This is a genomic window from Aphanizomenon flos-aquae FACHB-1287 (assembly GCF_014698755.1).
GTDB lineage: Bacteria > Cyanobacteriota > Cyanobacteriia > Cyanobacteriales > Nostocaceae > Dolichospermum > Dolichospermum flosaquae.
This window is the reverse complement of record NZ_JACJTO010000069.1, coordinates 1-10085: the sequence shown is the minus strand read 5'-3', so window position 1 is coordinate 10085 and position 10085 is coordinate 1. Positions and strand designations below refer to the sequence as shown.

Sequence of the window (10085 nt, the reverse complement as noted above, 5' to 3'; positions counted from 1 at the left end):
CTTGGGAAATGAGTTTATGATCATGGTTAATCAAAATATTTTAATCCTTCGCCCAAAATTTAACATATTTTTGGCTATTTTTATCAGGCTTTTCTTAACATTCAACACTTCTGCTCATGTTCATAAACTTCACAATGATGATAAAAAGTATCAATATAATCTGTTAAATCATCTTCCCAATCCCAATTTTCTAGCCAATCACCCTCTATATCATCAACATAAAGATGAATATAATCTGAACCATTATTTTGTTTATCTACCTGCAACTCTTGGGATGCTTCTGGATATTCCCAATCTATCTCAGAATTGAACTGATTGTCAATCATTACATCTTTAATCATAAAAATTCCCATCCTGTAAATCCTTAAATTCTGGAAATCCTGATTCAGACAAAAAAACTTTGAACCATAATTTTGTTTATTTAGCTAATATCTAACTTGCTATCAGCATCAAAGACTTTAAATAAAGATTGATCTCCACAGATAAAAAGTCACTAAACTGATCATGATTTTTGACAAAATAAGGCTCTTCTTGTCCTTCACAATATGAATAAGTTGGCGGATTATCACCTTCTGAAAGTCTGAAAAAGCTGAACTGATATCCCTGGTGCATGAAAAATACAAAAGCATCCTCTGGTAAAGTTTGAGGAAAATCATTTTCTACTAAAAGTTGTTTAGCCCATTCTTGAATTTTTGGCAAATGCTGATAAAAGCAATCTGAACCACGTAAAAACTTACCTGCCCCATGTCCCATTATCTTGAGAAAGTCTTTGTAAGTGCTGGGCAGATTAATGCCTTGTTGTCGTTCAAGTTGAATTATTTCCAAATCTGAACATGGGGAAAGATCATTCTCATTAGAAATAAGATTAAGTCGTGTGGGTAAATTGCAAATTGACATTTCTACGGACTCCTTTATGCAATGTTTCCGCGGTATACATTTAGCTGAATGTTCGGGAAAGTTTGCCTGAACTGCTTCATGACATACTCACACGAATCACATGGCTCTCTTTCTGTAAATAATTCAATTTTACCCTTTACTTCTCTAGTATTTGTATACTTTTCGGCGATCGCTTCTAATATTTTGTACTCCGAGTCTAAGTCTCTTCGGTGTCCACCAACATCAAAGGCTTGAAACATCGGTTGATTGGGTAAACCAACCGCTCCTTCTCGCAACAGCTTACCACTAAAAGCAAATAGCTCAGAAAACGTCTCATCTACCCATACTCTAGCAATAGCAACACTTCGATCTGGTGCTGGCACGTTACAAATTTTGCGAATTTATGCGACGCGCTCTAGCTAATCCATCTTTTTTTAATTCTATACTATCGTGTATTAAAAAGGGGTATTCCAGATAAACACCCGATCAATACAGCACTTCCCAGTGTTATGAGGTACATATCTAGCGGGCAAGATGCCCGCACCACAAGAGTTTGATGATTCAACTTTGTATCTCATAAGAGCGGAAACCGCTGTATTGTCTAAAATTCCAACTTTCTACAACACCTTAAACGGTTTCTGGAGTTACTTCCGGTTCTGGCTCTAAATCTGGTAGACTATAGATAGAACGATAAAGTTTATCGTACTCTTTAGCGGATTCATACCAACTGAAGTTTTCACTCATCCCCCGTTTTTGCAATTCTTGCCATTGAGGTTTGAAACGGAAACCCTCCCAAGCGCGTATCATGCAGGTAAAGAGATCTAGGGGTTCATAGCGGTCAAAGCAATAACCTGTACCCGCTTCATTGACAGGATCATAGTGACTGACAGTATCAACTAATCCCCCTGTTCGACGGACAATGGGAACAGAACCATAACGCAAAGCCATCATCTGGCTGATTCCACAAGGTTCAAAGCGGCTCGGCATTAAAAACGCATCTGTACCAGCGTAAATACGACGAGAAAGGGCATCATTGTATAGTAGATAGGTGGCCATACGTCCAGGATAACGGGATGCAAGTTGCCACATTTGGGTTTCATAGGAGCGATCGCCTGTTCCTAAAAGCACAAATTGAGCATCTGTATAAGCCATGAAACGGTCAAGGATTTGTAATACTAAATCCATCCCTTTCTGCTCTACCAACCTTGTCACCATACCGATGAGAAAGGCATTAGAATTAACTTCTAAACCTACTTCTTCTTGTAGAGCTATTTTATTAGCTTTGCGTTGATCAAGGGTATCTATAGTAAAGGTTTGGGTGATGTATTTATCATTAGCTGGATCGTAAATTTCAGTATCTATACCGTTGATTATCCCTGATAATTTACCGCCAATAAAAGATAATAAACCTTCTATTTGTTCACCATAGGTAGGCGTTTTGATTTGTTCTGCGTAGGTTGGAGAAACTGTATTTACTTTATCAGCAAACTGGACTGCCGCCGCCATTGTATTGTGTCCTTGCATATACCAGGGACACCAAGTAATTTTCTCTAAATACCACCGCCAAGGTCCTTGATAAGCGAGGTTGTGAATGGTGAAAACACTGGTAATATCTGGAGATTGATTCAACCATACAGGTAACATTCCTGTGTGCCAATCATGACAATGAACAATTTCCGGTTTCCAGTAATTCCAGCAAAACTCCGCCGCACCATTAGCAAATAAGGTAAATCTCCAATCTTCATCTTCCCCACCATAAACCCGCCGAGGTACAAAGGCAGAATGTCCAAATAAATACAAGGGAACATCAGTTCCAGGGAGGACACTTTCGTAAACTGCAAAATCCTCGAACATGGCAGATCCTTTCCAAATGGGTTCTTTAGGAACTGCCATTTTGTCGGGAACAAAGCCATAATAAGGCAAAAATATCCGTACATCATGACCCATTTCTCTCAAGAATTTGGGTAATGCACCTACAACATCCCCCATACCGCCAATTTTAGCAATGGGGGCGGCTTCTGCTGCCACAAATAAAATTTTCATGGTAATTGGTAATTGGTAATTGGTAATTGGTGATTGGTGATTGGTAATTGGTGATTGGTGATTGGTGATTGGGCAATTAAACTCTCTTCTCTTCTCTTGGCTGTCACCTGTCACCTGTCACCTATAACCTATCACCCTATGATCCTCGTTGAATCTCAGTAAAGATTTTTTCTAAGATTTCTGTAGCACCTTGTTTCCTGAGAATACTGGCTAGTTCCGCGCCTAACTTTTCGGCATCAGCAGTCGCACCTATGACAGTATCTTTAACTATTTGTTGACCATCAACGCTGGCAACAAGACCTTTTAAAGTTAATTCATGACCATTAATGGCAGTATTTACACCGATAGGAACTTGACAACCACCTTCTAAAACTCGTAAAAATGATCTTTCTGCTAAACAGCGATCGCGTGTTTGCGGGTGTTCAATAGCTTTAAGTAAGGCAATTACCTCCGTATCATCGGCGCGGCATTCTATCCCTAAAGCACCTTGTCCGACGGCGTGGAGGGAGATTTCAGGAGTCAAAACTTGATGGATGCGATCGCTCATTTCCAATCTTTCTAAACCAGCAACCGCTAAAATTAAAGCATCATACTCACCTGCATCCAGTTTTGCCATGCGTGTAATTAAGTTTCCCCGTACATCCTTAAAAGTAAAATGGGGGAACTGATGACGCAATTGCGCTAATCTTCGTAAAGAGGAAGTGCCAATTACCACACCTGGGGGTAAAGTCTCAAGTTTTTCACCTTTATACTTTTCATGCAGCACCACCGCGTCTGCGGGGTTTTCCCGCTCTGTAATCGCCGCTAATGTCAAACCTGCTGGTAAATTAGTTGGGAGATCCTTGAGAGAATGCACAGCAAAATCAATCTCTTTATTGATCATGCTCAATTCCAATTCTTTGGTGAATAGTCCCTTATCGCCAATTTTAGCCAAAGCTACGTCAAGGATTTTGTCTCCTTGGGTCGACATGGTATGAACTTCAAAAGTAATATCGGGAAAGCTTTTCTGGAGTTGGGCTTGTACCCAGTATGTTTGAACTAGAGCTAATTGGCTTTTACGTGAACCAATGCGAATAGTGCGCGGAGGACTAGAAACTGAGGTCATAAAACTATTTTGTCAAACCAGGCGATAAATTAACATTTATCTAGACTACCGCAGGGAGTGACTTACCGGATTAGATCAGACTAATTCTCAGAAAGATTTTATTTATCAGCAGCGTTACATTTATTGACAATTTTGCCAAATCGGCAGAAATAGATCCCCAACTTTTTTAAGAAGTCGAGGATCTGGAAATTAGAATATAATCAATGTAGCAATAATTCGGTATTAGGAAATTCTATGCTTTTACTTCCAGAATTATCTGAACTATTACAAGCCGAAGATCCAGAAGAACGGCAAACTATCACTGGTGTTAATTGGAACAATTATGAAGTTTTACTCAATGATTTGGGTGATAGCCTCCAATATAGAGTTACATATTTAGATGGAGTCATAGAATTAATGTCACCAAGTCGTCGCCATGAAATTCGCAAAACAATTATCGGATCTTTGCTGGAAATTTACTTTCAAGAAAAACGCATCCGCTATTTTCCCCTTGGTTCTACCACCTTCCGTAAACAAGCGAAAGGAGGAGGAGTAGAACCAGATGAATCCTACTGTATAGGCACAGAAAAAGAAGTTCCTGATCTTGCCATTGAAGTTGTAGTCACCAGTGGGGGAATTGATAAATTAGAAGTTTACAAAAGATTAGCCGTGGCAGAAGTTTGGTTTTTTCAAAACAATCAATTTGCCGTTTATCATTTGCGGGATGAAAGTTATGAATTGGTGGCAAAAAGTGAATTATTACCAAACTTAGATTTGTCAATCTTGGCAAAATATGTAGTCGCAGATGATCCTTTAGATGCAGCTTTAGAATTTCGAGAGAAAATCAAAGAAATGGTAAATTAGATCATTCCTGGTCCTCTACCTCTTTTATCAAAATCCTCTGTTAATAGACCTGTTTTATCGGCGTTAATTTCTCGCAATTCCTGTAGGCGTTCTGCTTTTTCTTCTGCTGCTACTTCCCGCGCATCACCAGGAACTTCATAATACATTTCCGGTTCAACAGCATAATTATTCAATAACCCCTCTTTGTCCATGGTATAACCATCTGTTGTCCGAATACTGCTTATATTAGTTTGGTCATTGGTGGAAGCACTTGCAGTATCTTCTTCTGTAGGTAAGTGTTTATAATTCACTCCCTCTCGTTTGATTCTTGCTGCCGTTTCCGCAGGAATTATGCCCCGATCATAAGTATCTATGCTAATCTTTTCTTTCATATAATTAGCCCTTTTAGCCCTTTTTGCTTTTTCAGTATCACAGAAACTAGATTAGAATTTTCTAGCAGATAAAGATACTATCTTCAGGAATAATTACTGATAAAACTTTGATAGAACTTCTCTATCTATAGATAGATTTTACATTCTAAAATAGAAAATAAAATGCAGGTCAGTTATAATTTAGCCTACATTTTAGTAACTCTAAAAACCTTTATCCTAAAGATTTTTGTTTAAAAGAGTTAAATTTATGGAATAATTCTTGCCGAGTCTCAAATTTGAGGAGATAACGGAAAGCAAACCAGCAAGAGTAAAATAGACCAATCAACTCAAAAATCGGTTGTAGCAACGGTAAATCATTTACAGAATCTAGTAATGCCATTGCTACTTTAACTGTAACTAAAGCTGATAAAATTAAAACTAAGGTAATTAACCCCTGTTTATTGTTGTTAACAATACTGCCTAAATACTCTGGCAGTTTGTTTAAAAATTCAATAATTTGTTTACCAATTTGCTGCCATTGAGGTTCTATTTCTTCAGTAGCAGAGAGTTTTGGTAAACTGCGATTATTTTCACCTGAAAAAGATAAAATATCCTGTGGTGAAGGAGAATTTCCTGGTATTGGTTGCTGTGCTTGAGTTTCCATCATAGTTATCATTTAGGAATTACAAAATTTTCAACAAGTGAATGGATATAATTAAATTATCACACCTCTGTTTAGCTTATGAATATTTTCCTCCCAATTTGCACCATCAAAAGGCATAATTTCAAAATTTTCAATTACATTTCCATCTAAACAACGCACATTAACATCAATACAATCAGGGTGACTACGGGGAATATAAAAGGCATGAATTCCACAAATTCCGCAAAATTTATGTTGTGCGACTCCTGTATTAAATTTGTAGGTTTTTAAAACATCTTCCCCTTGCAGTAAATTAAACTGTTCTTGGGTAACAATTAAATGCAGAAATCCTTTTTTAACACAAATTGAACAATTGCAATCATCAACTTTATGATTATTAACTACTACCTGAAATCGCACCGCACCACAATGACAACCACCTTCATAAGTAACTGATTTATATTTACTTGACATGAATTTTCTCCAGTTGATTAACTCGAATTGTGAGTTTATTAATTTTCTGGTTTAATTCAATTACTAAGGTTGCTAACTTATTAAACATTTTTTCTTGTTCTGATAAATTCTGTCTCAAATTAGGAGAAATTTGTAAATTATTAGCAGCAGGTAATTGATTATTTTTACTAACCATTAACTCAAGTTGTTGTAAGCGTAATTGTAAACTTCTAACATCAGATTCTAAATTATTAACACGGAAATCAACTTGTTGTGGTAAAGCAGTTTTCAATAGAATACCACTCCAAACAATCATCACACAAATCCCAGTTATGAGCAATCTTCTTAACATCATATTATCAAAAAAATGTAGGTTGGGTTGACAAAGGAAACCCAACAAATTCCATAATTAATCTTTACTTATCAGCTTGTAAAGCAGAAAATAGCTTTTTCCAATCTGGATTATTAACAGCCATTTCACCTTCCTTAACTTCAAAAGTTAGATTTTTTGCCTTTGGTTCTTTAATTGCTTGGACACAAATTTCTGCAATATCATCACGGCTAACTTTTCCTTTGATATTATCACCTTGTGCAAATATTAGTTCCTTTCCTCCTACTGTTTCTGTTAACGCACAAGGTCTAATAATTGTATAAGGAATCCCACTAGCTTTCAAACTTTCTTCTCCTCGCAACTTCCAAGTTAAAATTCCTCCCAATTGGTCATTTAATCTCACTGCTGGAGGTTCTTCATCTAAATTAATTCCTGGTCTTCCTGGACGAGTCACCCCAGCAGAACTAATTAATATAAATTGAGGTAAAGTTTCTCCACCATAAGCTTGAATTGATTCAACTTCCAACGCGAAAATACCCGGATTAAATGCAGGATTTAAAGCACCATCATATTCAAACTTACTCAACATTAATTGTAAAGAACAAACTTTACTAATATCCATTGGTGGACATTCCTTAACAATTTTTGCGCGAAATACACCGAACAAATCTGTAAAAGGAATCTGAATATCAAGCCAATTATTAGCAACAGTATCAAAGGAATAGCTATAACCAACACCGTCCCAAGTTGATTCTGTGCGTAAAAATATTTTATAACGTTGACCGTCACCCTTAACCCGTAATTTCACACCTTGATAACCGGATAAATCAAGTAAATGTGAAAAATTCTTAGTTCTTACAGAAGCAAAACCACCGGAATTAGCAGTAGAAACATTACCTGTAAATACTGCTGTATTTTCCCTAATTTGGAAACTACTAGAACTAACACCACCCATAACGACATCATCTAAAGCACCCCAGATATTTTTGATTTCATCTGATGGTTTAGTAAAATCAAATATGGTTTTTTTATCAACAGGAACTAGATATTTTTTGGCCGTTTCTACTAAATTTTTCACACCTTTATATTCAACATTTTCTGGAGTATCCCCGACAATTTCCGGTAGATAAAATTTCACACCTTGATTATATTTAGCTCTATCTGGTGTATCTCCCTCCACAGGTTGTACACGCACTGCTGTACAACAAATTACAGCTTGAATATTAGCCATAACTAAATTTGTTAAAGTCTCTGGTTTCGTAATATCCCCAACTACCAAATCAATATCATCACCCAGAATTGGCCGCGCTTTTTCAATATCTCGAACTAAGCAACGCACATAATAACCCTGTGCTACCAATTTTTTCACAACTCGTTTACCGACCCCACCAGTCGCACCAGCTACTAGAATTACAGCCATATTTCTTCCTTCTTTCGGTCTATCTTGATTATCTTTAGGACTACCTTGAAAAAGTTTTTGTATCCAGTTAAGAACCGGAAATACTTCAAAGTAAGTTAGAGTTTTGATGAACCTACATAAATCCCATTGAGAACGATTGTTGTTATTCATAAATACTATGTAACCACCATACTTTAGTTTTATTGTATCAACTTTTTGTGTATATAGTAGATAAAATATCAACTTCTTGATATAATATAAAAGTCCCAAAGCAAATCTGTTACTATAACCCAATATCTCCTTTTCTCCTCCTCCGTGTCCTCCGTGTCCTCTGTGGTTCGTTAAAATAAATAATTATCAATCATGATCAATCAATTTACTAAAGCCCAAGCCGAATATGAGAAATTCCCAGAAGAATTTAATAGTATTATCATTAGTACAGTGAATAAACAGGGAATCCCTCATGCTAGTTATGCTCCTTTCATTATGGACAATAATAAAAATATCTACATTTATGTGAGTGGACTAGCTACTCACACCCAAAATATTCATAATCATCCTTTTGTGAGTGTTTTATTTATTGATGATGAAATTAAAACTAAACAAATTTTTGCCCGTCGGCGGTTAAATTTTGATTGTACCACAACTTTGATAACCAGAGAAACTGAAAAATGGCAAGAAATTGTTGATAAATTTGAAATTCGTTTTGGAGAATTAATTTCTACATTACGCAGTTTACCTGATTTTCGGATTTTGCAACTTACACCCCATACCGGACGTTTTGTTATTGGGTTCGGGACTGCTTATAATATTAGTAGTGATAATATAAATCAACTTGTCCAAATTACTAAAGAGTCACTTTCATAATTATGCTGCAATTTCAACCTCCTGGGTTTGGTAGTAAGTTCATTCATACATCTTTGGGGTCAATGGTTTATTATACCCAAATTAGTGACCCTTGGGAAAATGTCAAAGATCAAAATTTACCACCATTATTATTTTTACATAATTTCGGTGGAGGTGCATCTGCTTATGAATGGTCGAAAATTTACCCAGCTTATGCGTCAAATTATCGAATTTTAGCCCCAGATTTAATTGGTTGGGGAAAGTCTGCTCACCCAGTGCGAGATTATCAAATTGAAGATTATTTAACGACAATTATTGAGTTTATAACTCAAACCTGTAATCAACCTGTAACTGTAGTAGCATCTTCTTTAACTGCGGCTTTAACTATTCGTCTCGCTATTACTTATCCCGATTTATTCACAGCTTTATTTTTAGTTTGTCCTTCAGGTTTTAATGATTTTGGAGAAGGTACAGGAAGAAGATTACCGCTTTCTTTAATTAATACCCCATTGCTAGATAATTTAATTTATGCTTTGGGTGCAGAAAATGAAATTGCAGTTAGAAATTTTTTGCAAAGTTTTCTTTTTGCTAACCCAGAAAGAGTCACTCAAGAAATGGTATCAGCTTATTTAAATTCTGCACAACAATACCAAGCTAAATTTGCAGCTTTATCTTTTTTACGGGGGAATCTTTATTTTGATTTGAGTTTATATATTCAGCAACTTCAAGTTTCTACTGTAATATTATGGGGTGAAAAAGCACAATTTACAAATATGCAATTAGGACGACGATTAGCAAGTCTAAATCCTGGTGCAATTACAGCTTTTCACACAATACCTGATACAGGAATTCTTCCCCATTTAGAAATACCAGCAGTTGTTATAGGAATATTGCAGAAATATATAGCATTTATCGCTGGAATATAATATAATCAAGGGAAATAAAGAACGGAGTTTGTGATTTTCTAACTGTATTCCACTCAAGTTTATACCCAGCTTATATCTGTCAACAAATCAGTTATTTTCATTAGACGGAATCAGAAATGTTGAATGTCGTTACAAAACTTTACATATTTAAGTATAGTAGTATTATCAAGGGTAAAAATGTCAACATTTCATAATATCTTCCATCCAATGAACATAACTGATTTGTTGACACATACAAGCTTGAAGATAGCGGAATTTATCTAACATCTT

Annotated in this window: 13 protein-coding genes; 3 read left to right on the top strand and 10 right to left on the bottom strand. The window is 36.1% G+C overall.

The annotated features are described in order from the left end of the window. Positions 1-101: 101 nt before the first annotated feature. From H6G44_RS19515 to hemC, 5 genes are all read right to left on the bottom strand, one after another. Positions 102-341, bottom strand: coding sequence for a hypothetical protein (locus H6G44_RS19515; RefSeq protein ID WP_242031808.1), 240 nt, complete (start codon positions 339-341; stop codon positions 102-104). 91 nt (positions 342-432) lie between these two features. After that, entirely contained in the window at positions 433-897 is a 465-nt protein-coding gene (locus tag H6G44_RS19510) for an SMI1/KNR4 family protein (protein ID WP_242031809.1), read from the bottom strand. A 14-nt stretch (positions 898-911) separates the two neighbouring features. Then, complete coding sequence (locus tag H6G44_RS20685) at positions 912-1259, bottom strand: deaminase domain-containing protein (RefSeq protein ID WP_190388204.1); 348 nt, start codon at positions 1257-1259, stop codon at positions 912-914. A gap of 244 nt (positions 1260-1503) precedes the next feature. Further along, on the bottom strand, positions 1504-2919 hold the full coding sequence (gene glgA / locus H6G44_RS19500; protein WP_190388205.1) for a glycogen synthase GlgA: 1416 nt from the start codon (positions 2917-2919) through the stop codon (positions 1504-1506). 136 nt (positions 2920-3055) lie between these two features. Next, the gene (gene hemC, locus H6G44_RS19495; RefSeq protein WP_190388206.1) at positions 3056-4024 is read right to left on the bottom strand and encodes a hydroxymethylbilane synthase; all 969 of its coding nucleotides are present in this window, start codon (positions 4022-4024) and stop codon (positions 3056-3058) included. 234 nt (positions 4025-4258) lie between these two features. On the opposite strand from hemC, the gene H6G44_RS19490 reads away from it, so the two are divergent. Then, entirely contained in the window at positions 4259-4867 is a 609-nt protein-coding gene (locus tag H6G44_RS19490) for a Uma2 family endonuclease (protein ID WP_190388207.1), read from the top strand. Here H6G44_RS19490 and H6G44_RS19485 read toward each other — a convergent pair. The 5 genes from H6G44_RS19485 to H6G44_RS19465 form a co-directional block, all read right to left on the bottom strand. Beyond that, entirely contained in the window at positions 4864-5238 is a 375-nt protein-coding gene (locus H6G44_RS19485) for a hypothetical protein (protein WP_190388208.1), read from the bottom strand. The genes H6G44_RS19490 and H6G44_RS19485 overlap by 4 nt on opposite strands. 211 nt (positions 5239-5449) lie before the next feature. Continuing rightward, positions 5450-5884 (bottom strand): CAAD domain-containing protein, encoded by a 435-nt coding sequence (locus H6G44_RS19480; protein WP_311138837.1) that lies wholly within the window; start codon positions 5882-5884, stop codon positions 5450-5452. Positions 5885-5932: 48 nt separating this feature from the next. Next, entirely contained in the window at positions 5933-6334 is a 402-nt protein-coding gene (locus H6G44_RS19475; protein ID WP_190388210.1) for a GFA family protein, read from the bottom strand. Further along, entirely contained in the window at positions 6324-6629 is a 306-nt protein-coding gene (locus H6G44_RS19470) for a hypothetical protein (RefSeq protein ID WP_242031811.1), read from the bottom strand. The genes H6G44_RS19475 and H6G44_RS19470 overlap by 11 nt, the downstream gene beginning before the upstream one ends. A gap of 100 nt (positions 6630-6729) precedes the next feature. Continuing rightward, the gene (locus tag H6G44_RS19465; RefSeq protein WP_190388211.1) at positions 6730-8214 is read right to left on the bottom strand and encodes a CIA30 family protein; all 1485 of its coding nucleotides are present in this window, start codon (positions 8212-8214) and stop codon (positions 6730-6732) included. Between the two features lie 195 nt (positions 8215-8409). On the opposite strand from H6G44_RS19465, the gene H6G44_RS19460 reads away from it, so the two are divergent. Then, positions 8410-8910 carry a HugZ family pyridoxamine 5'-phosphate oxidase gene (locus H6G44_RS19460; RefSeq protein WP_190388215.1) on the top strand — a complete coding sequence of 167 codons (501 nt, stop codon included), beginning with the start codon at positions 8410-8412 and terminating at the stop codon, positions 8908-8910. Between the two features lie 2 nt (positions 8911-8912). Next, the gene (locus tag H6G44_RS19455; RefSeq protein WP_190388212.1) at positions 8913-9815 is read left to right on the top strand and encodes an alpha/beta fold hydrolase; all 903 of its coding nucleotides are present in this window, start codon (positions 8913-8915) and stop codon (positions 9813-9815) included. The last annotated feature ends 270 nt before the right edge of the window (positions 9816-10085 follow it).